The 23,911-nt window shown below is 68.9% G+C and carries 24 protein-coding genes; 20 read left to right on the top strand and 4 right to left on the bottom strand.

The features are described from left to right. Window positions 1–55 precede the first annotated feature (55 nt). On the bottom strand, window positions 56–235 hold the full coding sequence (locus BM287_RS06665; protein ID WP_090037184.1) for a hypothetical protein: 180 nt from the start codon (window positions 233–235) through the stop codon (window positions 56–58). Window positions 236–1,012: 777 nt separating this feature from the next. Then, complete coding sequence (locus BM287_RS06660) at window positions 1,013–1,621, bottom strand: dihydrofolate reductase family protein (RefSeq protein ID WP_090037182.1); 609 nt, start codon at window positions 1,619–1,621, stop codon at window positions 1,013–1,015. Window positions 1,622–1,696: 75 nt separating this feature from the next. Between BM287_RS06660 and BM287_RS06655 the strand changes: the two genes are divergently transcribed. Both BM287_RS06655 and hemW read left to right on the top strand, forming a co-directional pair. After that, window positions 1,697–2,362 carry a DUF1990 family protein gene (locus BM287_RS06655; protein ID WP_244527973.1) on the top strand — a complete coding sequence of 222 codons (666 nt, stop codon included), beginning with the start codon at window positions 1,697–1,699 and terminating at the stop codon, window positions 2,360–2,362. Then, window positions 2,362–3,597 carry a radical SAM family heme chaperone HemW gene (gene hemW, locus BM287_RS06650; protein WP_090037178.1) on the top strand — a complete coding sequence of 412 codons (1,236 nt, stop codon included), beginning with the start codon at window positions 2,362–2,364 and terminating at the stop codon, window positions 3,595–3,597. Before BM287_RS06655 ends, hemW begins: the two co-directional genes overlap by 1 nt. A 13-nt stretch (window positions 3,598–3,610) precedes the next feature. On the opposite strand, the gene BM287_RS06645 is transcribed toward hemW, so the two are convergent. Together BM287_RS06645 and BM287_RS06640 are read right to left on the bottom strand one after the other, a co-directional pair. Next, the gene (locus tag BM287_RS06645) at window positions 3,611–3,994 is read right to left on the bottom strand and encodes a DUF4870 domain-containing protein (RefSeq protein ID WP_090037177.1); all 384 of its coding nucleotides are present in this window, start codon (window positions 3,992–3,994) and stop codon (window positions 3,611–3,613) included. A 120-nt stretch (window positions 3,995–4,114) separates the two neighbouring features. Beyond that, complete coding sequence (locus BM287_RS06640) at window positions 4,115–4,654, bottom strand: DUF4870 domain-containing protein (RefSeq protein ID WP_090037175.1); 540 nt, start codon at window positions 4,652–4,654, stop codon at window positions 4,115–4,117. Between the two features lie 157 nt (window positions 4,655–4,811). Here BM287_RS06640 and hrcA point away from each other — a divergent pair, with 157 nt between their 5' ends. The 18 genes from hrcA (at window position 4,812) to BM287_RS06545 (ending at window position 23,788) form a co-directional block, all read left to right on the top strand. After that, window positions 4,812–5,834: a heat-inducible transcriptional repressor HrcA gene (gene hrcA / locus BM287_RS06635; RefSeq protein ID WP_090037173.1), complete on the top strand. Its 1,023-nt coding sequence runs from the start codon at window positions 4,812–4,814 to the stop codon at window positions 5,832–5,834. A gap of 57 nt (window positions 5,835–5,891) precedes the next feature. Then, window positions 5,892–7,004: a molecular chaperone DnaJ gene (gene dnaJ / locus BM287_RS06630; protein ID WP_090037171.1), complete on the top strand. Its 1,113-nt coding sequence runs from the start codon at window positions 5,892–5,894 to the stop codon at window positions 7,002–7,004. A gap of 5 nt (window positions 7,005–7,009) precedes the next feature. Beyond that, window positions 7,010–7,738: a 16S rRNA (uracil(1498)-N(3))-methyltransferase gene (locus BM287_RS06625; RefSeq protein WP_090037169.1), complete on the top strand. Its 729-nt coding sequence runs from the start codon at window positions 7,010–7,012 to the stop codon at window positions 7,736–7,738. Between the two features lie 122 nt (window positions 7,739–7,860). Next, window positions 7,861–8,235, top strand: a complete 375-nt coding sequence (locus BM287_RS06620; RefSeq protein WP_090037167.1) for a histidine triad nucleotide-binding protein — start codon at window positions 7,861–7,863, stop codon at window positions 8,233–8,235. Further along, window positions 8,222–9,316, top strand: a complete 1,095-nt coding sequence (locus BM287_RS06615) for a PhoH family protein (RefSeq protein WP_090037165.1) — start codon at window positions 8,222–8,224, stop codon at window positions 9,314–9,316. The genes BM287_RS06620 and BM287_RS06615 overlap by 14 nt, the downstream gene beginning before the upstream one ends. An 18-nt stretch (window positions 9,317–9,334) precedes the next feature. Next, window positions 9,335–9,796, top strand: coding sequence for an rRNA maturation RNase YbeY (gene ybeY / locus BM287_RS06610; protein ID WP_090037163.1), 462 nt, complete (start codon window positions 9,335–9,337; stop codon window positions 9,794–9,796). An 8-nt stretch (window positions 9,797–9,804) separates the two neighbouring features. Continuing rightward, window positions 9,805–11,331 (top strand): hemolysin family protein, encoded by a 1,527-nt coding sequence (locus BM287_RS06605; protein ID WP_244527971.1) that lies wholly within the window; start codon window positions 9,805–9,807, stop codon window positions 11,329–11,331. Beyond that, window positions 11,328–12,221 carry a GTPase Era gene (era, locus tag BM287_RS06595; RefSeq protein WP_090037161.1) on the top strand — a complete coding sequence of 298 codons (894 nt, stop codon included), beginning with the start codon at window positions 11,328–11,330 and terminating at the stop codon, window positions 12,219–12,221. The genes BM287_RS06605 and era overlap by 4 nt, the downstream gene beginning before the upstream one ends. A gap of 310 nt (window positions 12,222–12,531) precedes the next feature. Next, entirely contained in the window at window positions 12,532–12,954 is a 423-nt protein-coding gene (locus BM287_RS06590; RefSeq protein ID WP_244527969.1) for a hypothetical protein, read from the top strand. Continuing rightward, window positions 12,951–14,132, top strand: coding sequence for a Tle-like phospholipase domain-containing protein (locus BM287_RS06585; RefSeq protein WP_244527967.1), 1,182 nt, complete (start codon window positions 12,951–12,953; stop codon window positions 14,130–14,132). The genes BM287_RS06590 and BM287_RS06585 overlap by 4 nt, the downstream gene beginning before the upstream one ends. Before the next feature lie 5 nt (window positions 14,133–14,137). Then, window positions 14,138–14,464 carry a hypothetical protein gene (locus BM287_RS06580; protein ID WP_090037157.1) on the top strand — a complete coding sequence of 109 codons (327 nt, stop codon included), beginning with the start codon at window positions 14,138–14,140 and terminating at the stop codon, window positions 14,462–14,464. Continuing rightward, the gene (locus tag BM287_RS06575) at window positions 14,464–14,808 is read left to right on the top strand and encodes a hypothetical protein (protein ID WP_090037155.1); all 345 of its coding nucleotides are present in this window, start codon (window positions 14,464–14,466) and stop codon (window positions 14,806–14,808) included. The genes BM287_RS06580 and BM287_RS06575 overlap by 1 nt, the downstream gene beginning before the upstream one ends. Window positions 14,809–14,939: 131 nt before the next feature. Then, complete coding sequence (locus tag BM287_RS06570; protein WP_090037153.1) at window positions 14,940–16,880, top strand: sensor histidine kinase; 1,941 nt, start codon at window positions 14,940–14,942, stop codon at window positions 16,878–16,880. Continuing rightward, entirely contained in the window at window positions 16,877–17,569 is a 693-nt protein-coding gene (locus BM287_RS06565; protein WP_090037151.1) for a response regulator, read from the top strand. Before BM287_RS06570 ends, BM287_RS06565 begins: the two co-directional genes overlap by 4 nt. A gap of 84 nt (window positions 17,570–17,653) precedes the next feature. Then, window positions 17,654–18,409 carry an ABC transporter ATP-binding protein gene (locus tag BM287_RS06560; protein WP_090037149.1) on the top strand — a complete coding sequence of 252 codons (756 nt, stop codon included), beginning with the start codon at window positions 17,654–17,656 and terminating at the stop codon, window positions 18,407–18,409. Next, window positions 18,406–19,851 (top strand): ABC transporter permease, encoded by a 1,446-nt coding sequence (locus BM287_RS06555; RefSeq protein WP_090037147.1) that lies wholly within the window; start codon window positions 18,406–18,408, stop codon window positions 19,849–19,851. Before BM287_RS06560 ends, BM287_RS06555 begins: the two co-directional genes overlap by 4 nt. Before the next feature lie 131 nt (window positions 19,852–19,982). Then, the gene (locus tag BM287_RS06550; protein WP_090037145.1) at window positions 19,983–21,287 is read left to right on the top strand and encodes an alpha/beta hydrolase; all 1,305 of its coding nucleotides are present in this window, start codon (window positions 19,983–19,985) and stop codon (window positions 21,285–21,287) included. Next, window positions 21,284–23,788 (top strand): bifunctional lysylphosphatidylglycerol flippase/synthetase MprF, encoded by a 2,505-nt coding sequence (locus BM287_RS06545; RefSeq protein ID WP_244527959.1) that lies wholly within the window; start codon window positions 21,284–21,286, stop codon window positions 23,786–23,788. The genes BM287_RS06550 and BM287_RS06545 overlap by 4 nt, the downstream gene beginning before the upstream one ends. Window positions 23,789–23,911: the final 123 nt, after the last annotated feature.

Here is a 23,911-nt window from a genome sequence, read left to right as displayed (position 1 = left end):
ACAAAGGGCCCCCGCCGAGCTTCTCGCTCGATCGGGGGCCTTCTGCGTCAGTGACCTACTTCGTCTTGTCGTTCAACTTGTAGGTCATGTGCGGCTTTGGCGTCGGCGGGAAGGGCTCGCCCTTCACCGACGTGACTTCCTGGCCCGTGTTGCCGCCTCGGGGGCCGACGAGCCCCCACTGGCCGCTTGTGGGCACCGTCTGTCCTGGCTTGAAGCCATTGTTCTTGCTGGCCATGAGTGTTTTCTCTCTGGTGCACTCAGGCTTCCCCCTCCGGCGTGCCGCGTGTGGAATCTCCACCTCACGACGCCGTCGAAGGGTTAGTCTGGAGAAGATCGACCGGCAAGAAGATCAGCCCAGACCCCGGAAGCCCTGACTCGTTCCCTGAGCGGTGTGCCTTCGGGGTCTCGTGCTACCAGGACCATCTTCGCGGCTATCGCTGACATTCCAAGCGCGACACGCCGAGAACCAATACCGGTTCCGGAGTCGCGGATCCGCTAGATTTGTGGGCTTTTTCCGCCGCAGGCCGTTGTGCGCCGCGCTGTGCTGGCGCGTGCAGCCTCGCCAGTGCTTCGCCATTTGTTGAAAACCTCAGACCCACGCGGACACGGCGAAGCCATGCCGGTTCGGGCGCCCGGCGCGGCGCGTGTGGCGTACTGGGCGCACGATCAGGTGCTCGGGACCGCGAGCGGAGGACCTCGCAATGCGGCACGTTCGGTGCTTGAGTGGTGAGAGTGGAACGTCCCAAGGGATTTCAGCGGGTAGTGCTGATCGTTCTGTTGGTTCTAGTCATCGCTTTCTCCTTTTACTTCGTTATGCAGCATCCGTTTGGGCACCCTAGGGAAATGCGTGCTCCGTGAACAGACGAAGAAGAGTCTTCTGGACCGCGCTGATCGGGACCATTGTCGTCCTAGCGATCGTGTACGTACTGGTCCGCCACTAGCGTTCCACCAATTGGGAGGCCGCTAGGTGTTCGCTCTGAGGACACGGAGAAGAAGTAGGCGAGAGAGGCGACTAACCGCGTCGGTAGGCGTTCACCACGACGCCCGACGCCAGCCGCCGCGAGTCGCGGAGCGTGAGCCGAGACCGGGGGAAGCCGTTCCCGAACAGCTTCTTGCCCGTCCCGAGCACCAGCGGATAGACGCAGAGCCGGTACTCGTCGATGAGGTCGTGCTCCGCGAGAGTGCGCACCAGCTCGGTGCTGCCCCAGATCCGGATCTCGCCGCTCACCTCGGTGCGCACGCGCGAGACCGCGCCGGCGACGTCCGGACCGAGCAGGTAGGAGTTCTTCCAGGCCAGCTCGCCGCGGGTGCGGGACGCGACGTACTTCGGGATGCGGTTGTACCGCTTCGTCAGCTCTCCCTCGAGCCCCGGTGCCGCCTCGTCCCAGACACCCCAGGAACCGGCGAAGATGTCGTACGTCTTGCGGCCGAGCAGGAGCGCCTGCGTCCGCCGCTCCCACTCCAGAATCAGCTCGCCGCCCTCGCCGGTGTCGTGCTGAGCGTCGTAGTCCATCGCCCAGCCGCCGAGATCGAAGCCGCGCTCACGGTCCTCGTCCGGACCTCCGCCGCCCTGCACGACGCCGTCGAGGGTGATGAACGCCTGCACCACGATCGTGCCCATCCTGGTCCTTCCTTCTCTACGAGTAGACCACCCGCGGCGGCCGGACGGGAGACCCGTTTCGCTAACGCTCCCGAGATGACGGAAGATGAATACATGCGCCGCGCGACGTTCACCGACCAACCCGTCACGTACGGGGCGGTCGGAGGCACCCAGGCGGCCGACCTGCTCTACTACCCGCCCAAGGGATACAAGCCGCTCGAGCGCAGCATCCGGCTCGGCAGCGGGGACGAGCGCTTCGAGACGGCGGCGACCGCCCTGATGGCCTGGGGAGTGCAGAAGGGCAGCGGCATCCAGGTCACGAACGTGAACGAGGGCACCGGGGTCCAGTACGAGGGCATCGAGTTCGGCGCGGACGGCACCCCGGTCCGCATGCGCGAGAACCGGCCCGAGGAGGACGTGTTCTCGGATGACGGCACGCCCTTCGTTCGCAACGGGATGACGGCGGTGCTGAAGGTCCCGTTCGGCCCGTTCCGCGTCTCCGCGCCGATCCGGGTCGTGTACGTCATCGACGAACCGCACCGGCGCGGGTTCGCGTACGGGACGCTGAAAGGGCATCCCGAGAGCGGCGAGGAGCTGTTCCTGGTCGAGCAGCACGACGACGGGACGGTGTGGTTCGTCGTGCGGGCGCTGTCCCGGCCCTCCAATGCGTTCTACCGGCTCGGCTCGCCGGTGCTTGCGATAGTGCAGCGCCGGTACACCGCGAAGTACCTGCGGGCGCTGCATCCCGCGAGCTCCGCCTGATGCCCAGCATTCTCCCGCTCGGCGATCCGGCGCCCTCCGACGGCCTGCTGCCCGCGACCGCCGCCGACGGAGCGTCGGCGCGCGACTTCGGTGTGTACCTGCACGTCCCGTTCTGCCGGGTGCGCTGCGGGTACTGCGACTTCAACACCTACACCGCGACGGAGCTGCGCGGCGTCTCGCAGTCGGACTACGCCGGTCACGCGGTCCGCGAGGTGGAGTTCGCCTCCGGCGTCCTCCGCGACAGCGGCATCCCCGAGCGGCCGGTGTCCACGGTGTTTTTCGGCGGCGGCACGCCGACCCTGCTCCCGCCCGGCGACCTCGCGGCGATGCTCGGTGCGGTCCGTGACGCGTGGGGGCTCGCCGACGGCGCCGAGGTGACGACCGAGGCGAACCCGGACTCGGTGGATGCGGACGATCTCCGCCGCCTCGCAGCTGCCGGATTCACCCGCGTGTCGTTCGGGATGCAGTCCGCTGTCCCGCACGTGCTGGCCACGCTGGAGCGCACCCACGATCCGGCGCGCATCCCCCTCGTCGTCGGCTGGGCGCGGGACGCCGGCCTGCAGGTGAGCCTGGACCTCATCTACGGCACGCCGGGGGAGTCGCTCGACGACTGGTCCCGGAGCCTCGACACGGCGCTCGCCTGCGAGCCCGACCACCTGTCGGCCTACGCGCTCATCGTCGAACCCGGAACCAAGCTCGCCCGCCAGATACGCTCCGGGGAGGTCGCCGAGCCGGACGACGACCTCGAGGCGGACATGTACGAGTCGGCGGACGTGCGGCTCGCCCAGGCCGGCTACGACTGGTACGAGGTGAGCAACTGGGCGAGGGATGCGGCACACCGCTCCCGCCACAACCTCGCCTACTGGCTGGGCCACGACTGGTGGGGCATCGGTCCGGGTGCGCACAGCCATGTCGGCGGCGTCCGCTGGTGGAACGTGAAGCATCCCGCCGCCTACGCCCAGCGGGTGCTCGTGGGGGAGTCGCCCGCCGCCGGCCGCGAGACGCTCGACGTCGAGACGCGCCGGGTGGAGCGGGTGCTGCTCCTCAGCCGCATCCGCGACGGTTTGCGCACGAGCGAGCTGGTCGACGCCGGCCGTCGCGCGGTCCCCGCCCTGATCGCGGACGGCCTGATCGACGGAAGAGCCGCCCTCCGCGGGTCGATCCTGCTGACTCTGCGGGGGCGGCTCCTCGCCGACGCCGTGGTGCGGCGCCTGCTGGCGGACGAGGCGGCCTGAGCCGCCTGCACCACTAGCTCACGAACCGGATCGCGATCGGGTACGTGTAGTACTCGCCCTGGTTCGCCTTCACGGCGGCGATAATGCTGAAGACGATGTCGATCACCCACGCGGCGAGGATCACGAAGAATCCGACGAAGACGAGCGACAGGATGACTCCCACCACGTAGGCGATGAAGATGGTGATCTGGAAGTTGAGCGCCGTCGCGCTGTGCGCGCGCACGAAGGGCCCCCGGTCCTTCAGCACGAGGTAGCCGATCAGCGCCGGTATCCAGCTGAACAGGATGCCGCCTGCATGGATCAGCGTCGCCCAGAGCTTCTCGTCGGCCGGGCTCAGCTGAGGCTGGCCGCCGCCGTACGGCTGCTGCGGCGGCGGAGGCGGGGGTGTCGCGGACATGCGGGGGTTCTCCTCTGGACTGGCAACTCTGCTGGCAGCGCCGTGCGGGGGCAGGCGTGTTCGTCCGCACCAGCCTAAGGCGCTGGTCCACGGCGCGAGAAGACCCCGGGCGGGTTCGCCCTACTTGATGAACCGGAAGTTCATCGGGTAGCGATACGTCCCTCCGCTGTTCACGCGGACGAAGCCCAGGATCGAGAACACCAGGTTCAGGATGTACAGAGCCCACGGGATCAGCAGGCCGAAGATCAGATAGCCGATACCGAACGTGAAGCTGCCGACGATGATCCCGATGATCTGCGACGCCACCCACGCGATGATCCACGTGATCTGCCAGTTGAGGGCTTCCTTGGCCTCCTGGTCGGTCAGGCGTCCGCGGTCCTTGAACACGAGCCAGATGATCAGGGACGGAAGGAACCACAGGATGCCGCCCAGGTGCGCGAACGACGCCCACTGCTTGTCCTGTGCCGGGTCGAGTGGTGCTGCCGCGGCGTAGGGCTGCTGCGGCCCGGCTGCCGGCTGCGCGTACGGCTGCTGGGGCGGGACGTTGGAGTACGGCTGCTGGGGTGGCACGTTGCCGGTCGGCTGCTGCGGCGGCACGCCGCCGGGCTGCTGCGGAGGGACGCCTCCGATGGGGTCGGAGGGCTGGTTCGGGTCTGTCATCGGCGGAACCCTTTCGTGATCGGTTACAACACTGTCGAACCGGTGCACATACGGTACTGCCGCCGTGTCTCAGGCAGCAATCACCTGGCGGGTGTTTCTGCGCGGTAGCATTGGCACTCAGGAACAGCGAGTGCTAATCGGTCGACGGGAGGCGGAGATGGTCTCAGAACGCAGCCTCGAAGTGCTGCGCGTCATCGTTCAGGATTACGTGGCGTCTCGCGAGCCGGTCGGGTCCAAGAGCATCGTGGAGCGGCACTCCTTCGGAGTCTCGGCCGCGACCATCCGCAACGACATGGCGCTGCTGGAGGAGGAGGACCTGATCGCGGCCCCGCACACGTCCTCGGGCCGCGTCCCCACGGACAAGGGCTACCGCCTGTTCGTCGACCACCTGGCCGAGATGCGCCCGCTCACCTCCGCGCAGCGCGCGGCCATCGAGACCTTCCTCGGGCAGTCGGCCGATCTGGATGATGTGCTCTCGCGAACCGTGCGGCTGCTGTCCCAGCTCACCAACCAGGTCGCGCTCGTGCAGTATCCCTCGGTGGCGCGCTCGCGCATCCGCCACATCGAGCTCGTCGCGATGTCGCCCCACCGCCTGCTCAGCGTTCTGATCACCGATTCGGGCGCCGTCGAGCAGCGGGTCATCGACCTGGGCTTCGATCTCGGCGACGAGGAGGTCGCGGAGATCCGCGGCGCGATCAACGGAGCGGCGGCGGGACTCACTCTCGCCGAGGCGGCAGCGCGCCTGCGCGAGCTGCCCGCAGCGCTCACCGATCGCACGCGTCCGCTGGTGGAGCCGGTGGCAAGCGCCCTGCTCGACCAGATCGCGGCCAACCGCCAGGAGAAGCTGGTCATGGCGGGCGCCGCGAACCTGGTGCGCACCGAGCTCGACTTCCCGGGAACCATCACGCCGGTGCTCGAGGCGATCGAGGAGCAGGTGGTCCTGCTGCGCCTCTTCGACGAGATGGCCACCGACCAGCACGGCGTCGCCGTGAGCATCGGCCGCGAGAACACGGGTTTCGGCCTGACGGAAGCCTCCGTCCTCTCCAGCGGTTACAGTGCGGCGGGATCGGATGTGGCCCGGGTGGGCCTGCTCGGTCCGCTCCGCATGGACTACTCCGGAAACATGGCGGCCGTCCGTGCGGTCGCCCGCTACCTCTCGCGGCTGCTCGGCGACCAGTAGGCCGCACGCCGCCGGCGAACACCACACGAAATCGATAAGAAGAAGGAACAGCCCCACGTGGCCGACCACTACGAAGTCCTGGGCGTCGAGCGCGACGCCAGTCCCGACGAGATCAAGAAGGCGTACCGCCGCCTGGCGCGCGAACTGCATCCGGATGTGAATCCCAGTTCGGAGGCCCAGGAGCGGTTCAAGCTCGTCACCCACGCGTATGACGTGCTGAGCGACCCGCAGCAGCGGCAGCAGTACGACCTGGGGGACTCGCGCGGCTTCGGCGGGGCGGGCGGTGGCGATTTCGCCGGCTTCAGCGACATCTTCGAAACGTTCTTCGGCGGGGGCGGGGGAGCGTCGCGCGGTCCGCGGTCCCGGCGCGAGCGCGGACAGGATGCGCTGCTGCGCGTCGAGATCGACCTCGACGAGGTCATCTTCGGAACCCACCGCGATCTCGAGGTGGATACGGCCGTCGTCTGCGAGACCTGCAACGGCTCCTGCTGCCAGCCGGGCACCCGCCCGGTGACCTGCGACATCTGTCACGGGACGGGCAGCATCCAGCGATCGGTGCGCTCACTGCTGGGCAATGTGATGACCTCGAGCCCCTGCGGCACGTGCCGCGGCTACGGCACCGTCATCGCGACGCCGTGCGTGACCTGCCAGGGTCAGGGACGCGTGCGCGCGCGCCGTACGGTCCCGGTCGACATCCCCGCCGGGGTGGACACCGGGCTCCGGCTGCAGATGCCGGGCAGCGGTGAGGCCGGACCGGCCGGCGGACCGAACGGCGACCTGTACCTGGAGATCAAGGTCAAGCACCACGAGGTGTTCAGCCGCGACGGCGACGACCTGCTCTGCACGCTCGAGATGTCGATGACGGATGCCATCCTCGGCACCACCGCGACGGTGAAGGCGCTCGACGGCGACATCCGGCTCGAACTGAAGCCCGGGACGCAGTCCGCGGACATCGTGACGGTGAAGGATCGCGGCATCACGCACCTGCGGGGAACCGGGCGCGGAGATCTGCGGGTCGGCATCCAGGTGGTCACTCCGACGAAGCTCGACCACAAAGAGAAGGAGCTGATCAAGAAGTTCGCGGCCGCTCACACGGCTGCGGAGCCGGCGCTCGCGCACTTCCAGCAGGGGCTGTTCGCGAAGCTGCGCGACCGGTTCCTGAACCTGTAGCCGTCGTGGCGTCCCTCTACCTGCGGGAGGATCTCGACGATGTCGAGGTCGGCGCCCGGCTGTCGCTGACCGGCGCCGAGGCGAAGCACGCGGCCACCGTGAACCGGACGCGACCGGGGGAGTCGGTGCTGATCGGCAACGGCCGGGGTCTCGTCGCCTCCGGCGAGGTGCTCGTCGCGACCACGGGCGAGCTGACCATCGACGTGGAGGCGGTTTCGCGCGTCGAGCGCCCGGCGCCGTCGATCACCCTCGTCCAGGCGCTCGCCAAGGGGGACCGCGACGAGCTCGCCATCCAGGCGGCCACGGAGCTCGGGGTGGATGCGGTGGTGCCGTGGGCGGCATCCCGCTCGGTCTCCCGCTGGGAGGGTCCCAAGGTCGCGAAGGGCCGCGAGCGGTGGACGGTGATCGTGCGGGAGGCCGCGAAGCAGTCGATCCGTGCCTGGACGCCGGTCGTCGGTGAACTGGCGACGACGAAGCAGGTCGCCGCGCTCACCGCCGGCGCACGCGTGCTCGTCCTGGAACCGGACGCGCCGGCGCCGCTGACGGGCGTCGTCCCGGACGGCCGTGACCTGGTGCTCGTCGTCGGTCCTGAGGGCGGGATCGCCCCGCAGGAGCTGGCGGCCTTCCGCGACGCCGGCGCCGAGCTCGTCCGCCTGGGTGACACGGTGCTCCGCACCTCCACGGCCGGCCCCGCCGCCCTCGCCGTCCTGAACGGCGCCCTTCGGCGCTGGTAGCCGCTCCCGCGAATCACTCCCGCCCCACCGTCGAGTCCGCACAGATTGCACGCCGCGACCCCGAGACCGTGCAATCTCTGCGGACTCGATGGAGGGTCGGAGGGGGCGAATAGGATGGAGGCATGGAGGAACAGACGGAGCGCACGATCTTCTCCCGCATCATCGCGGGTGAGATCCCGGCCGACGTGGTGTACGACAGCGATCGGCTGATCGCGTTCCGTGACATCGCGCCGCAGGCGCCGGTGCACCTGCTGGTGGTGCCGAAGACGGAGCGCTACCGCGACGTCGTGGAGCTCGCCGCCGGCGACCCGGCGCTGCTCGCGGAGCTCGTCGCCACGGCGAAGAAGCTGGCCGAAGAGCATTCGGACGGCGACTTCCGTCTCATCTTCAACACGGGCGCAGGCGCGGGTCAGACCGTGTTCCATGTCCACGCCCACCTCTTGAGCGCCAACGATCGAGGCAGCAGCCTCGAGGAAGGATCCCTTGCCCAGCTCTGAATTCACCCCCGGACCGTCGAGCGCAGGGGAACCGGCCGCCGAAGCTCACCTGAGCGTCGACGGCGTCCAGATGGTCCGGCTCCTGGGCCCGCAGGACCGCCTGCTCACCACTCTGGAGCGTCAGTATCCGCTCGTGAACGTTCATGTGCGCGGCAACGAGATCACCCTGACCGGCGACCCGACGCAGGTCGCCGCGGCGCAGCGCCTCGTGGAGGAACTGCTGCAGATGGTCCGCAACGGGCAAGAGCTGTCCCCGGCCGAGGTCACCAGCTCCGCCCGGATGCTGGGCACCGACCTCAAGCTGAGCCCGTCGGACGTGCTGGGCCAGGCCATCCTCACCGCGCGCGGCAAGAGCATCCGCCCCAAGACGCTCGGGCAGAGCCAGTACGTCGACGCGATCGATCACAACACCATCGTCTTCGGCATCGGGCCGGCCGGAACCGGCAAGACCTACCTCGCGATGGCGAAGGCCGTCCAGGCGCTGCAGCGCAAAGAGGTCACCCGCATCATCCTGACCCGTCCGGCGGTGGAGGCGGGGGAGCGACTGGGCTACCTGCCCGGCACGCTGACGGACAAGATCGACCCCTATCTGCGGCCGCTCTACGACGCACTCAACGAGATGATGGACCCGGACCTCGTGCCCAAGCTGCTGGCAGCGGGCACGATCGAGGTCGCGCCGCTCGCCTACATGCGCGGGCGGACCCTGAACGACTCGTTCATCATCCTCGACGAGGCGCAGAACACCACGCCCGAGCAGATGAAAATGTTCCTGACGCGGCTGGGCTTCAACTCGAAGATGGTCGTGACCGGCGATATCACGCAGGTCGACCTGCCCAACGCGGCGAGCGGCCTCCGGCTGGTCACCCGCGTGCTGAACGACATCGACGACATCCACTTCACCCGCCTGACCAGCGAGGACGTGGTGCGGCACAATCTGGTGGGGCGCATCGTGGACGCCTACACCGAGTACGACGCGCGCCAGCAGGCACGCCACTACGAGCGCGAGCAGGCGGCCGAGTTCGCCAATCGCGCAGAGCGCCGCGGCGCCTTCCCGCGCGACCACCTCCCGAAGCGCCGATAGCCAGACGAGAGGGCCGCAATGAGCATCGAGATCAACAACGAGTCGACCATCCCGGTGGATGAGGCCGCGCTTCAGCGGCTGGCGTCGTACGCCTTCGACATCCTGCACGTCCACCCGGACGCCGAGCTGGCGATCGTCCTCGTCGACGAGGCGGCGATGGAGCAGCTGCACGTGCAGTGGATGGACGAGCCCGGCCCGACCGACGTGCTCAGCTTCCCGATGGACGAGCTGCGCCCCGGCACCGAGGAGGAGCCGTCGCCCGCCGGACTGCTCGGCGACGTCGTGCTGTGCCCGCAGGTCGCGCAGGTGCAGGCTGAGACCGCCGGCCATTCCCTGATGGATGAGCTTCTGCTGCTGACGACGCACGGCATCCTGCACCTTCTCGGGTTCGATCACGCCGAGCCGGCCGAGGAGCGCGAGATGTTCGCGATCCAGCGCGACATCCTCGTCGGATTCGCGCGCTACGACCGACAGCGATAGGAGGCGGGATGCTGCAGGCGCTCTTCTTCGTCGTCGCGTTCCTGCTGGTGGCCTTCGGCGGTCTGATGGCCGCGGTCGACTCCGCCCTCGGCGTCCAGTCCCGCGGCGATATCGCCGACCTGGCGGAGACGTCCCGCGCGAAGACGTCGCTGCGCGCCATCGCAGACGACCCCGGCGCCTACCTCAACGCCGTCAGTTTCGCGCGCCTCCTGGCCGAGACGACCGCCGCCGTGCTGGTCACCCTCGCCTTCGAGCAGATCTTCGAGCAGTGGTGGCTCTCCCTCATCCTCGCCGCGCTGATCATGACCGCGGCCTCGTTCGTGCTGGTCGGGGTGAGCCCGCGCAGCGTCGGCCGCGCGAACTCGACGCTGCTGTTGCAGCTGACCGGCCCGCTGATCCGCTTCGTCCGGGTCGTCCTCGGCCCCATCCCGAACGGGCTGGTGGGCCTCGGCAACCGGGTGACGCCGTCCCGCGCCCGATCCGCACCGGTGACCAGCGAGGAGCAGCTGCTCTCGATCGTCGACGAGGCGACCGAGTTCGAGGTGCTCGAGGAGGACGACCGAGAGCTCATCCACTCGATCTTCGAGTTCAACGCGACCGTCGTCCGCGAGGTCATGATCCCGCGGACCGACATGATCACCGTGGATGCGACGGCCGGCCTCGGCACCGCGATGGGCCTCTTCTTCAGCACCGGGGTGTCGCGCATGCCGGTCATCGAGGGCGGCGATCCCGACGAGGTGGCCGGCATCCTCTACCTGAGGGATGCGGCCAAGCTGAGCTACGAGCGACCGCTCGGCGCGGATGAGATCACGGTCCGTGACCTGGCCCGTCCCGCACTGTTCGTGCCGGAGTCGCAGAAGGCGGACGCCCTGCTCGCCGAGATGCAGCGCGAGTCGAACCACCTGGCGATGGTCGTGGACGAGTACGGCGGCATCGCGGGACTGGTGACGCTCGAGGACCTCATCGAGGAGCTGGTCGGCGACATCTCCGACGAGTACGACCATGAGGTGGAGCTCGTTGAGCTGCTCGGCGACGGCCGCTACCGCGTCGCCACCCGCCTCCCCATCGACGACCTCGGCGAGCTGTTCGACATCGAGATCGAGGAGGACGACGTCGACAGCGTCGGCGGACTCGTGACCAAGGCGCTGGGCCGGTTGCCGGAGGTCGGGTCGACCGTGAGCGTCCACGGACTCCGTTTCACGGTCGAGCGCATCGAAGGGCGGCACAAGCACGTCGCGACGGTCCTCGCGGAACGGGATGTCGCGCTGCTGCCCGAGCCGGGCGAGCGTACGCGCTCCAGCCGCGACGAGGAGCGGCGCGCCGACCGCCAGGAGCGCACCGACCGGCCGGAGCGCATCGACCGGCCGAACGGGCCGGAGAAGCCCGACCGGCGCGACAAGCCCGACCGGCGCGACAAGCCCGATCGGCGCGACAAGCCCGATCGGCGCGACAAGCCCGATCGGCACGACACGTCCGCCCGGCCCGACCGCCGCACCGAGACCCGCCACACGACCACCCAGGAGACCCGATCGTGACCGATTACCACGCAGGATTCGTCTCGTTCGTCGGGCGCCCGAATGTCGGCAAGTCGACGCTGACCAACGCCCTCGTCGGCGAGAAGGTCGCGATCACGAGCTCGAAGCCGCAGACGACCAGGCGGGCCATCCGCGGGATCGTGCACCGGCCGGACGGCCAGCTCATCCTGGTGGACACGCCGGGCATCCACCGGCCGCGCACGCTTCTCGGCGAGCGGCTCAACAGCCTCGTGCAGTCGACGCTCGGCGATGTCGACGTGGTCGGCTTCTGCGTCCCGGCCGACGAGAAGATCGGCCCCGGCGACCGCTTCATCAACGAGCAGCTGGACGAGTATCCGCGCGCCAAGAAGGTGGCCATCGTGACCAAAGTGGATGCGGTGGGCAAGACCCAGGTCGCCGAGCAGCTGCTCGCGGTGTCGGCGTTGCGCGAGTGGGAGGCGATCATCCCGGTGTCCGCGACGAGCGGCATCCAGCTGGACACGCTCACGTCCGAGCTGATGAAGCTGCTGCCGACCTCGCCCAGCCCCCTGTATCCGGACGAGGCGATCACGGACGAGGGCCTGGAGGACCGGATCTCCGAGTACATCCGCGAGGCGGTGCTGGAGGGCGTGGACGACGAGCTGCCGCATTCGCTCGCCGTCACCATCGACGACATCGTGGAACGGGACGACAAGGACCTGGTGGAGGTCTACGCCAACCTGTTCGTCGAGCGGGACAGCCAGAAGGCCATCGTGATCGGCAAGGGCGGCAGCCGCATCCGCGATGTGGGCGCCGCGGCGCGCGAGCCGATCGAGCGGCTACTCGGACGACACGTGTTCCTGTCGATCCGGGTGAAGGTCGCGAAGGATTGGCAGCGCGACCCGAAGCAGCTGGGCCGCCTCGGCTTCTGACACGATGCCCGACGGCGCGTGTCGCAGCGCTCATCGCTGAGCTTGCGACGCGATGCGCCGATGCTGCCCGCCGAGAGAACTCGTGCAACCGCAGACAACACGGGACGAGAACCTGAGGCAGCTCAAGCTGACAGCTCGCGAAACCAGGTTCTAGTGGTCGAGTCACGTTGCTGCTCGGCTGCCCTCGGGTCGAATTGCGGTCATCGCAAAGCGGTAGGCATTGATCCGCAATATCTTTGAGTTCTGCGCCTTCGAGGGGTCGTAGGTTGCGCCCAGCCGGATTTTCGGGCGGAGGACCGGAGGGGTTCACATGACCGTTCTTGAAGATTCGAGAGTTCGTAGCGGCTTGCGGAAGGCGCGACGACTCATCGTCGGCCTGGCCGTTGCGACCGCGCTCGTGACCGCATCGAGCGGATGCTCGTTGATTGGAGAGTTTGTGGAGCAGCAAAACGTGACACCGGAACAGAGTTTGAAGTACCAGAGGGAAGTGGCGCTGGAGTTCATCAAATTCCAGCCGGATGTCGAGGTCATCACCTACACGAGTGCAGGTGGACGGCTGGGATCTGGTGAGTGGGCTGCAGACGCCGTAGTGACTATCGGGGGTAAGAAGTACCGGGAGGGGCTCGGCACGATTGTCTTTGGTGGGGACGAGTTGCCCGTGACTCCGCCGTCGTTCACCCCTGGCCCAGTAACGGTGAACTACAGCGATGGGACGTCTGAGGTGCTCCGATGACCACTACTGAGGACTACGAATCGATTGCGGCCTTTGTCTATCGTTTGGACCCGCTGTGGCCAGGCGCGCATGCGGATAGGGACGCCACTTTTTACACGGGAGACGATTCCTCCAAGCAGATGTGGAAGGTCATCGATACAGCCGCGAATGCGCAGAATGGCTTTCAGGGCATGGCGGTCGTCCCGGTGGTGAACAAAGTCCCCGACTATTCGCACATCATCATTGCGTACGCGGGCACCAACTTCGACGACATCAACGATGTCGGGGCGGATCTGTCGCTGGTGGGATTCGGGAACACGCGGGAGGGGTCGCAGGCTGCGGATGCGATGACGTTCGCCGCGAAGGTGGCGGTGGATAATCCCGGCGCGATATTGGAGACGGACGGGCACTCGCTGGGCGGGCTTCTGGCGTCGTACGTGGCGGCGGAGAAGAAGTTGCGGGCGACCGCGTTCAACGCCCCGGACGCGTGGGACGCCCTCTCACCGGAAGCGAAGAAGTGGGTGAAGCAGAAGCAGACGGGCTCGGACAAGTGGTTGCGCAACTTCGTGAACGAGTTCGACACCATCGGTAATCTCAAGCCGGACGGTACGGGCGCCCGTATTCCCGTGGCCGATGAGGCGGGCAGGGACATGTGGCAGTATCACAACCTGGGCAAGGGCAATTCGTTCAGTTTCGTCGACGGTGGGATCGTCGGCGCCGGTGTCGGCTCCATCGATTACGGGGTGATCCTCTACAACCTGGGTCAGACGGGGGCTGCGCAGGCGTACTGGGCGGCTGAGGGCAATTCCCGCTACGGGAAGGTTCTCGTCGCGATGGAGTCGGCGGTCGAGCTGGCGAACACGATCGGCGGGTTAGCCGAGCCACTGCGGACGATCACGACAGCGAACACCGCTGTGGAGGAAGAGATGGAGGCGGAACTACGCAACGCGAAAAGCGCCTACCTGATGCTTCACCACTCGCTGACCGGAACCGATATCGAAACCTGTGTCGACACTCACCGATTGCATGTCGAACAGAACATCGACCTGGACAAGGTGTCGGCGGTCACCTCTCAGGTGCGTCGGGACACCGCACTGATTTCGGCCCTCCACGACGGCATCCACAGGTCCGTGGTCAACGCCCTCGTCCAAGACGGGCGCGCGGCCGCCGGCTTCACGGCGCAACAGCCCAGAAAGTAGCGACAATGAGCCTGAGCAACCCCCTCGACGACATCCTGACCGAGCACTCCGACCCTGACGATCTGCTTGCCGCGATCAACGCCGAGATCCACCGGAGCACCCTCGACGCCCTGAACGGCGCCCTGCCCCTGGATGTCCACAGCCGCTATTCCGCTGTCAAGGAGCGCCGGCTGGCCGAGATCGCGGATGCGGCCCGGATCATCTACGTCATCCTGATCGAGGCGAAGATCGATGGCGTCCTCGCCGGAGCAGTCGCCGACAAGGTGAAGGAAGGCATCGCCGCGCTGACGACCCACAACGACTACACCCGCGGAATTGCGAGCATTGCCTGATGGATCACACTGCCCTCAAAGCCCTCAAAGCCCTCAAAGCCCTCGAAGAGGCGCACGACGACGCCATCGCAGCGGCGAGAGAGCGCATTGAGCAAGCCGAGCAACACCTCGACTACTACCGCACGGAACTCAATCGGGTGGGCGAGACGGTATACCAACTCGCCGCGCAGCAGGGGATTGCCTACCACCCCGGCATCCGCACCCTGCTTCGGCGAGTGTCCGACGATATCGACGAGAACAGCCGAGGCGGATCGCAGGCGATCAACCGGCTGGAAGAAGACCTCACCGCCATGAGCGCGCGACATGAGGCGGAGCGGGAAGAATTCCTGGGCCGCCAGCGGTAAGGACAACGTCACAACGTCCCATCGCTTCGCGTTCCAGGGTTCCCGGAACGGTCTCAGCATCCCGTACATCCCGAGGATGATTCCGGTGACCGGATGCCCCTCCTCATTGCACCGGACCGTACGGTAGAACCATGCCCGACCGCCGCCGACTGCTGAGCGCGCTCGCGCCGCACCGCTGGGTGCTGGAGCCGGCGCTTGCCGTCGCGCTGTTCGCGGCGTGGCTGGTGACGGGGCTGCCGTTCGACGTGGCGGCCGCCCTCGCTCTCGTGTTCTACTGCGCTGCGGTGGCGCTCTCGCGCATCCTCCCCGGGGTGGCGCTCGGGCTCGTGTGGGTCGCCGTCCTGCTGGAGCTGACGGAGCGAGAGCCCCTTCACGGGACGTTCCGAGTGATCTCGGCCATCGCGGTCGTCGTGACGCTCGTCGGGGTGTCGGCGCACGGCGGACGCGCGCTGCGCTGGCTGGACTTCGTATCCGCGATTCTGCTCGCGCCGGCGTCCGCGTTCCTGTTCACGGTGCTCGGCGACCTGAAGTTCCCGCAGTTCGGGCCGGTGATCGGCGGCTACTACACCAGTCAGGGGCTGGGGTTCGCGCTGATGAGCCTGCTGCTCGCGGTGATCTTCGTGGCCGCCTGGCTGCTCGGTTTCCTGGTGGCGCGGCAGCGCGCGGCCCAGAGCGCGGCCGCGGCGGAGGATGCGCTCGGCGCGGAGAGCACGCCCGACCGAGCGCACAGCCGCTCGTTCCTGGTCTGGCTGGCCTCCAGCGGGGGAGCCCCGATCGACGAGGACGACCCGTCCCGGCCGGAACTCGTGCGCCGGCTGACCCGGCCGCAGCTGACCTTCGACATCGGCGGGGCGGTGGCCTTCACGGCGATCTGCCTGGTGGCCGGGGGCGCCGCCGACCGGTCCTCGTTCCTGGTGATGACCGCCTTCGCCGTCGCGATCGCCCTCCGGCGGATGTCGCCGGCCGTCGCCCTCTCGATAGCCTGGCTGGCGGCGGTGCTGCAGATGACGACCGGGCACAGCATCCTGGTCGCCGACATCGGTGTGCTCGTCGTGCTGTACGCGACAGGTGCGTACGGCGACCGGATCGTCCGCGGGGCCGGCCTCATCTCCGCGGGCGTGGGTGCGGTCGTCGCCGCGCTGTATCTGACGGTCACCGCCGCCGTCTCGCAGGGGTACTACGACCTGCTGTCGAGCGCGATCGCCAGTGTCGCGCTGCGGTTCGCGTTCCTGTTCGTCGTCAGCGTGACCGTGCTGGGGCTGTCCTGGGTGCTCGGGCTGCTCGTGCGCACCTGGCGGAACGCGCGGGTGGCCCGGCGCGCGCGTGCCGAGGCGGAGTTCGACCGCAACCGAGCCGTGGAGGATGTGGTCGTCGAGCAGGAACGGACGCGGATCGCGCGCGACATGCACGACGTCGTCGCGCACTCGCTCGCCGTCGTCATCGCGCAGGCGGACGGCGCCCGCTACGCCCGGCAGTCCGACCCGGGTGCGGTGGATGAGGCGCTCGCGACGATCGCGTCGACCGCCCGGTCGGCGCTCGGAGACGTGCGGGTGCTGCTCGCCGAGCTGCGTCAGTCTCCGTCGACCGGCACGGTGGACTCGAACGACCCCGCGCACCCCTCCGATCCCGCCGGTCCGGGTGCGCACGACGCGCCCCAGCCGTCGCTCGCCGACCTCGACCAGACCATCGAGCACATCCGTTCCGCTGGTCTCGCGGTCGTCCTGGAGCGCCGTGGCGAGATGACCCGCCTCGGCCCGGCAACGCAGCTCGCCGCTTTCCGTATCGTGCAGGAGGCGCTCACCAACGCCCTGCGCCACGGCGACACCAGCCGGCCGGCCAGTGTCGTCCTCGCCGAGGGACCCGCCGACCGCGGGCCCGGGCTCGTCATCACCGTGAGGAACACCATGAGAGACACCACGCTCGAACCGATCACCACCGGCTCCCTGCCCCGTATCGGGCATGGGCTCCCCGGGATGCGCGAGCGCGCCTCCCTCGCCGGCGGTGCGCTCACCGCGGCGCCGCAGGGCAGCGAGTTCGTGGTGTCCGCCTTCTTGCCGGGGACCGCCGCGTGACGGCCGCGAGCGTCGACGCGCCCCGGATCCGGGTGCTCCTGGTCGACGACCAGCCGTTGTTCCGGGCCGGGGTGCGGATGCTGCTGAGCTCCCAGCACGACCTCGAGTTCGCCGGGGAGGCTGGCAACGGCCAGGAGGGTGTGCGGCTGGCCGCTGAGACCCGCCCGGATGTCGTGCTGATGGACATCCGCATGCCCGTCATGGATGGGATCGCCGCGACGAGCGCGATCCTCGCGGACGCCGAGCGCGCGGGCCGCACACCGCCGCGCATCGTCGTCCTCACCACCTTCGACCTGGACGAAGCGGCCGCCCGGGCGATCCGCGGCGGTGCGAGCGGGTTCGTGCTGAAGGATGCGGAGCCCGAGTTCCTGCTCGCCGCCATCCGCACGGTCCACGCGGGCAGCGCGGTGATCGCGGCGGGGGCCACCCGGGAGCTGTTCGAGTACTTCTCCTCCGCTCAGCCGGCGCGTCCCGCACCACCGGAGTTCGCCTCCCTCACCTCGCGGGAGCGCGAGATCTTCGTGCTCGCCGCCCGCGGCCTCAGCAACGCCGAGATCGCGGGCTCGGAGTTCCTCAGCGAGGCGACCGTGAAGACCCACATCTCGCGCATCCTCGCCAAGCTGGGCTTGCGCGACCGTGTCCAGATGGTCGTCTACGCGTTCGAGCACGGCCTCACGGTCCCCGAATAACCGCGCAGGATCATCCTCAGGGAGGACCCACGATCGGCCGGCCGCCCGATCCGCCCGGCAACCCCGCGTCCTTAGCGTGAAGGCATGGAGCTGACTCTCACCGACACGGTGGCGCGCGTCGAGGCCGCCACGAAGACCTACGGCACAGGGGCCGGGCGCGTCAACGCGCTCGACGGCGTCACCCTCGGCATCCCGGCCGGGCGGTTCACGGCGATCATGGGCCCGAGCGGCTCGGGCAAGTCGACGCTGATGCACGTGATGGCCGGCCTCGACTCGGTGACCGGCGGTCGCGTCTTCCTCGGCGACACCGAGATCACCCACCTGCGGGATGCGGAGCTGACGCTCCTGCGCCGCCGCCGTGTCGGCTTCGTGTTCCAGTCGTTCAACCTGGTGCCGACGCTGGATGTGCGCGGCAACATCCTCCTCCCGTTCGAGCTGGACGGGCACCGCCCGACGCCCGGGCAGAGCGAGTGGATCGACCACCTCATCGACACCCTCGGTCTGGGCGACCGGCTCACGCACCGGCCGCACGAACTGTCCGGCGGGCAGCAGCAGCGCGCAGCGATCGCCCGTGCGCTGGCGACCCGCCCGGACCTCGTGTTCGCCGACGAGCCGACGGGCAACCTGGATTCGCGCACGGGTCGCGAGGTGCTCGGCGTCCTGCAGGAGGCGGCACGCACCTTCGGCCAGAGCATCGCCATGGTCACCCATGATCCCGTGGCCGCCGGCTTCGCCGACCACATCGTCTTCCTCGCGGACGGGCGCATCGCCGCCGAGCGGACCCGGTCCACTCCCGAGGAGATCTCGTCGTTCATGCTCGGCATGGAGACGCCGGCGTGAGCCGGCCGTTCTCCGCGTTCCGGGCGAACGCGCGCGACCACCGCGCCGGCATCCTGGTCGCCGCGCTCAGCTCCGCATTCGGCGTGGCCCTGGTCGGCGGGGTCAACGTGCTGGGTGCGTACATCGGCAGCTCCCGGATGGGCGGGCACGGCAGCGTGCAGGTCGCCCTGGCCATCGTGGCCGGCATCTTCTTCGTCGTCGCCGTGTATGTCGGCGCCATCGTCACGACGAACACCTTTTCGACCGTCATCGCCGGCCGCACCCGCACGATCGCGCTCCTGCGGCTGATCGGGTCCAGCGCCGGCGCCCAGCGCCGCTCGGTCGCGGGCGAGGGCTTGGTCGTCGGCCTCATCGGCGCGACGGCGGGCGGAGCGGCTGCCGCCGTGCTCGCCCTGGTCGCCGTCCGTGTCTTCGTCCTGACGGGCATCCTGCCCGAGGCCCTCTATCCGGTGCTGACCTTCACGATGATTCCTCCGGCGGTCGTCGTGGTGGTCACCACCTGGCTGGCTTCGTGGGTCGGCAGCCGCCGGGTCCTGGCCGTCACGCCGATGCAGGCGCTCGGCGCCGCCCAGGAGCGGCCGGCCGCGGTGGTGCGCACCCGGGGACGCCTCGCGGTGACACTCGTCCTCCTCGTCTCGGGGGCCGGGCTGCTCGTTCTCGGGCTTCTGCTCGGGCTCGGCGTGTTCATCTCCGCAGGCGGGGTGCTTGCCGACCTCACGCATGCCGGAGTGCTCGTCGCGATGCTCGGCGGCATCCTCTCGTTCACCGGGACGGTGCTGGCGGCGCCGTTCTTCCTGCCGGCCGTCCTCCGCGGCGTGGGTCTGCTGTTCGGGAGGGGCGCGGCCGGGAGGCTGGCGGCCGCGAACGCCGTGCGGAACCCGGAGCGCAGCTCGCGCACGGCGATCGGCCTGGTCATCGGTGTGACCCTCATCACGATGTTCGTCGTGGCAGCGTCCACCTGGCTCCAGCAGCTGAGAGCCGCCGCCGCCACGGAGCCGGGCTCGTACGTGGGAGCCGAAGGAGTCATCGGAGGGACGCTCGCCGTCTTCACCGTGCTGGTCGGCTTCTCCGCCGTCATCGCTGCGTGCGGCGTCGTCAACACGCTCTCCCTGAGCGTGCTGCAGCGCGGCCGCGAGCTCGGGCTGCTCCGCGCGCTCGGTTTCAGCGCGGCCCAGGTACGCCGGATGATCCTCGCCGAGAGCGCTCAACTGACCATCGCCTCGGTGCTCACGGGCCTGGTGCTCGGCACCCTGTACGGCTGGATCGGCGCACAGTCGCTGCTCGGCCTGATCCCCGGCGGCGGCCTCCTCGCCCCGGCCCTCCCGTGGCCGTTCCTCGGTGCGATCGCCGCCGCGGCCGCAGCGCTGGCCGTCCTCGCCGCGATCGCTCCGACCCGCCGGGCCACGCGGATCTCGCCGATGGAGGCGCTGGCCGTCGAGTGACGCCGCTGAATGTTGGCTGAACTCTCACAGAGCCTCAGCTATCGATGAAGTGAGCCGACCATAATGGGACGTCGCCGCTACAACGGCACCGCTCTGCCCGCCCCCGAGAGGATCCACCCCTGAACTGGCTGATGACGCTGAGGATCGACAAAGCGCCGTTCCTCCTCACGCTGAACGTCGTAGCCGCGGTCCTCGTGCTGTACCTGCTGGCCCGCCCCACCTGGCGACGGACCCTCGCCGGGCTGACCGCTGCCGTCGCGGGCGGACTGCTGGGTTGGCTCGTCGTCTGGCTCGTGACGGATGTGTACGACGTGTTCGGTGTCACGTTGACGCAGGTGACGACCCTGTGGACGGCGCTGGGATTCGCGGGTGTGAGCCTTGCGATCGCCAATCTGTTCCGCTCCCGGTGGTGGCGAAAAGTCGTCGCTGCACTCAGCATCCCGGTCGTCCTGGCGGCAGCGTTCTGCGGCATCAATTCCGACTTCGGCGCCTACCGCAACCTGAACGACGTGCTCGGCGTCATTCCGTACACGGCACTCGAGCTGCACTCCGAGCATGGCGAAGTCGTGACCGGGACCGACTGGCGCGCGACGGTGGCCGACCCGCCGGCCTCTGCCTCCGCCTCCGTCGCCGTCCCGGCGAAGGGCGAGGTCGGCAAGGTCACCATCCCCTCGACCGTGTCGCGGTTCCCCGCCCGAGAGGCGGTCGTCTACCTCCCGCCGATCGCCCTGACCGCCCATCCGCCTGCTCTTCCCGTGCTCTACGCGCTCTCCGGCCAGCCGGGCGCCCCGGCGGACATGTTCACGGCGGGCAACGTCGCCGCAGTGATGGATGCGTTCGCGGCCAAGCACGGCGGTTACGCACCGATCGTGGTGGCTCCCGACCAGCTCGGCGGCCCCGGGCGCAATCCCATGTGCGTCGATTCGCCTGCGTACGGCGACTCCGCGACCTATTTGCTGACGGATGTGCGCCAATGGGTGCGTTCCCACCTCCGTGTGAGCGCAGACCCGTCAGGATGGGGCGTGTTCGGCTACTCGCAGGGCGCGACCTGCGCCGTGCAGTTCGCGAGCGCCCGTCCCGACCTGTTCGGTTCGGCGCTCGCGTCCTCGAGCGAGCTGGGGCCGACGCTGGGGAACAAGGAGCTCACCATCCGCACGGGATTCGGGGGATCGACGGCGGCCTATGAGAAGGCCCAGCCGGCGTCGGCGATGAAGGCGAACGCGCCCTACCGCGACTCCGTCATGATCTTCGGCACCGGTCAGCTGGATGCGAAGTACACGAAGTTCGCCCAGGAGCTCTATGCCGATGCCGTCCGCGCGGGCGTGCGGGCGCAGATCCTGAGCTCGCCGGGTACGGCGCACGACTGGAAGACCGTGCGGTACGTCCTCGCCCACGGCTTCCCGGCGATCGCCGTGCAGCTGGGGCTGGGATCGTGAAGCCGGCCGCTCTGCTCGCGCGCAACGCCGTCCTCGCGCGGGCGGCGAGGCTCGTCGCGCAGCATCCGTTCACGACAGCGCTCACCCTGCTCATCCTGGGGCTCGCGCTCGCCACCGGACCGCTCCGCGGGCCGCACCGGCCTCTGCGCGGCTGGCTCGGAACCGGCGCCGTCCAGCTGATGGACGGGCACTGGTGGTCCCCGTTCACGGCGGTGCTGTTCACCGACAACCTGCTCGAGCTGATCGTCGTGCTCGTCCTGGCCGTCGTGCTCGTGGGCGTCTCCGAGCGGCTCATGGGCACCTGGCGGGCGGTTCTCGCCTTCTTCGGCACGGCGGCCGTCGGAATCGTGGTCGGCGTCCTCGTCCAGGTGATCGCCAACGACATCGGAGAGCTGTGGGCGCGGAACGTGCACGGACTGCTGGTGCTCGACGCGTTCACCGCCATCGGCGGCACCGTGATGACCGCGAGCGCATTCGCCGGAACCCTCTGGCGCCGCCGCATCCGCGTCATCACGCTGCTGATCGCGATCATGTACCTGCTCTACTCGGGGATGCCGTCGGACCTGTACCGGCTCCTGGCGGTGCTGACGGGTCTCGCGCTCGGACCGCTGCTCCGGCAGACTCGGGTGGCGGGCGACTGGCTGCGCAGCTCCCACCACGAAGTCCGGGTGCTGCTGTCGTCCGCACTGACGATCACCGCGCTCGGCCCGGTCATCGGCCTGCTCGGATCGACGCGATACGGGATGCTGTCGCCGGTGGGCCTGCTGTTCAGCAATGAGACGCCCAGCGCCACCGCCGTCATCCAGCGGTGCCAGGCGTTCGCCGTGACCCGGCAGTGCTTCCGCTCGCTGACGCTGGAGCGCATCCACGGACTGGGGCCGGTGCTGGTGTCCGTGCTGCCGCTCCTCCTCCTTCTCGTCGCGGCGTACGGACTGCTCCGCGGACGGCGCTTCGCGGTCTGGCTCGGCGTCACGGTGAACGCCCTGCTCGCGCTGCTCTCGGCGCTCTACTACGGCATCCTGCCCGTCGCCTCGGCCCGGCCGACGGTATCGGCGCGGTACTGGGAGATCACGGTCATCCTGGCCCTGTCGGCCCTGGTGCCCCTGGCCATGGCGATCCTCCTGGTCGTCTTCCGCCGGCACTTCATCGTGATGCCGACGACGCAGGCAGTGCGCCGGTACGTGATCCTGCTGCTGGCGACCGGGTTCGGTCTGGTCGGCGTGTACGTTCTGGTCGGCTGGCTGCAGAAGGACACCGGGTTCACGCGCCCGATCGACGTCGAGGACCTGCTGAACGACGTGCTCGAGCGGTTCATCCCGGTCAGCTTCCTGCGACGGGAGCCCGCGCAGTACCTCCCGACGACACCGCTCGCGACGGTCGTCTACCACAACATCGGAACGGTGTTCTGGCTCGTCGCGATCGTGGCCGCCATCCCCGTGATGCTGGGGCGTGGACTGCGCAGGCGGGGCACCGGCGACATCGGGCACGTCCGGGAGCTGCTGCACCGGGGCGGAGGCGACGCGATCTCCTTCATGGCCACCTGGCCGGGCAACTCCTACTGGTTCGATCCCATCGGGGGAGGGGCGATCGCCTACCGGGTGGAGGGACGCGTCGCACTGACCACCGGTGGGCCGTTCGGGGCGGTCGGTCCGCACGACGGCGCCATCCAGGGATTCGCGCGCTTCTGCGACGACAACGGGTGGATCCCGGTGTTCTACAGCGTGGAGGCGCGGTACGCTTCGCTCTTCGAGCGCCTCGGCTGGTCGAGCATGACCGTCGCCGAGGAGACCGTGATCCGGCCGCAGCTGTGGGCGACGACCGGCAAGAAGTGGCAGGATGTGCGCTCCTCCATCAACCGCGCGCAGCGGGCCGGCGTCCGCGCCGAGTGGACGAGCTTCGCCGCCCTGCCGCTCAGTGCGACGGTCCAGCTGTCCGACATCTCGGAGCAGTGGGTGGCCGAGAAGGACCTGCCCGAGATGGGCTTCACGCTCGGCGGCCTCGACGAGCTCCGCGACCCGGACGTGCGCCTCATGCTCGCGGTCGACGAGCACGGCCGGATCGAGGCGGTCACCAGCTGGCTCCCGACCTTCCGCAACGGCATCGTCGTCGGCTGGACGCTGGACTTCATGCGCCGCCGTCCGGACAGCATCAACGGCGTGATGGAGTTCCTCATCGCCGAGGCGGCGACCCGGATGAAGGAGGACGGCATCGAGTTCATGTCGCTCTCCGCCGCGCCCCTCGCCCACACCGCGGCCACGCCCGAGGGCGACAAGGCCGCCATGGCTCGGCTGCTCGGCTACCTCAGCTCGTCGCTGGAACCGGTGTACGGCTTCCGCTCGCTGCTGAAGTTCAAGCAGAAGTTCCAGCCGGAGCTGCACCCGCTGATCATGGCCTACCCGGACCCCGTGGCACTCCCGGCGATCGGCATCGCCCTCGTGCGCGCCTACCTGCCGGGACTCTCCGTGCGGCAGGCCGCCACCGTCGCGCGCGGACGGGCGTGACTCACTTGTGAGGATGTTCCCGGCCGACGCTCTGGCGCTCCGTGGTATTCTCGCCACTGTGTACGGTCTGCTCCTTCTTAGCTGCCGCGACGAGTCCTAGTTCTGGGCCTCCCTCGTCGCGGA

The organism is Leifsonia sp. CL147, assembly GCF_900114565.1.
GTDB lineage: Bacteria > Actinomycetota > Actinomycetes > Actinomycetales > Microbacteriaceae > Leifsonia.
The sequence above is the reverse complement of the archived record's forward strand: the minus strand, read 5'-3'. Positions and strand labels throughout refer to the sequence as shown.

Bases quoted from the DNA above. Each gene is read 5' to 3' on its own strand.
- BM287_RS06665 (WP_090037184.1), bottom strand. From the start codon at position 235: ATGGCCAGCAAGAACAATGGCTTCAAGCCAGGACAGACGGTGCCCACA.
- BM287_RS06660 (WP_090037182.1), bottom strand. From the start codon at position 1,621: ATGGGCACGATCGTGGTGCAGGCGTTCATCACCCTCGACGGCGTCGTG.
- BM287_RS06655 (WP_244527973.1), top strand. From the start codon at position 1,697: ATGACGGAAGATGAATACATGCGCCGCGCGACGTTCACCGACCAACCC.
- hemW (WP_090037178.1), top strand. From the start codon at position 2,362: ATGCCCAGCATTCTCCCGCTCGGCGATCCGGCGCCCTCCGACGGCCTG.
- BM287_RS06645 (WP_090037177.1), bottom strand. From the start codon at position 3,994: ATGTCCGCGACACCCCCGCCTCCGCCGCCGCAGCAGCCGTACGGCGGC.
- BM287_RS06640 (WP_090037175.1), bottom strand. From the start codon at position 4,654: ATGACAGACCCGAACCAGCCCTCCGACCCCATCGGAGGCGTCCCTCCG.
- hrcA (WP_090037173.1), top strand. From the start codon at position 4,812: ATGGTCTCAGAACGCAGCCTCGAAGTGCTGCGCGTCATCGTTCAGGAT.
- BM287_RS06620 (WP_090037167.1), top strand. From the start codon at position 7,861: ATGGAGGAACAGACGGAGCGCACGATCTTCTCCCGCATCATCGCGGGT.
- ybeY (WP_090037163.1), top strand. From the start codon at position 9,335: ATGAGCATCGAGATCAACAACGAGTCGACCATCCCGGTGGATGAGGCC.
- BM287_RS06605 (WP_244527971.1), top strand. From the start codon at position 9,805: ATGCTGCAGGCGCTCTTCTTCGTCGTCGCGTTCCTGCTGGTGGCCTTC.
- BM287_RS06590 (WP_244527969.1), top strand. From the start codon at position 12,532: ATGACCGTTCTTGAAGATTCGAGAGTTCGTAGCGGCTTGCGGAAGGCG.
- BM287_RS06585 (WP_244527967.1), top strand. From the start codon at position 12,951: ATGACCACTACTGAGGACTACGAATCGATTGCGGCCTTTGTCTATCGT.
- BM287_RS06580 (WP_090037157.1), top strand. From the start codon at position 14,138: ATGAGCCTGAGCAACCCCCTCGACGACATCCTGACCGAGCACTCCGAC.
- BM287_RS06575 (WP_090037155.1), top strand. From the start codon at position 14,464: ATGGATCACACTGCCCTCAAAGCCCTCAAAGCCCTCAAAGCCCTCGAA.
- BM287_RS06570 (WP_090037153.1), top strand. From the start codon at position 14,940: ATGCCCGACCGCCGCCGACTGCTGAGCGCGCTCGCGCCGCACCGCTGG.
- BM287_RS06560 (WP_090037149.1), top strand. From the start codon at position 17,654: ATGGAGCTGACTCTCACCGACACGGTGGCGCGCGTCGAGGCCGCCACG.
- BM287_RS06550 (WP_090037145.1), top strand. From the start codon at position 19,983: ATGACGCTGAGGATCGACAAAGCGCCGTTCCTCCTCACGCTGAACGTC.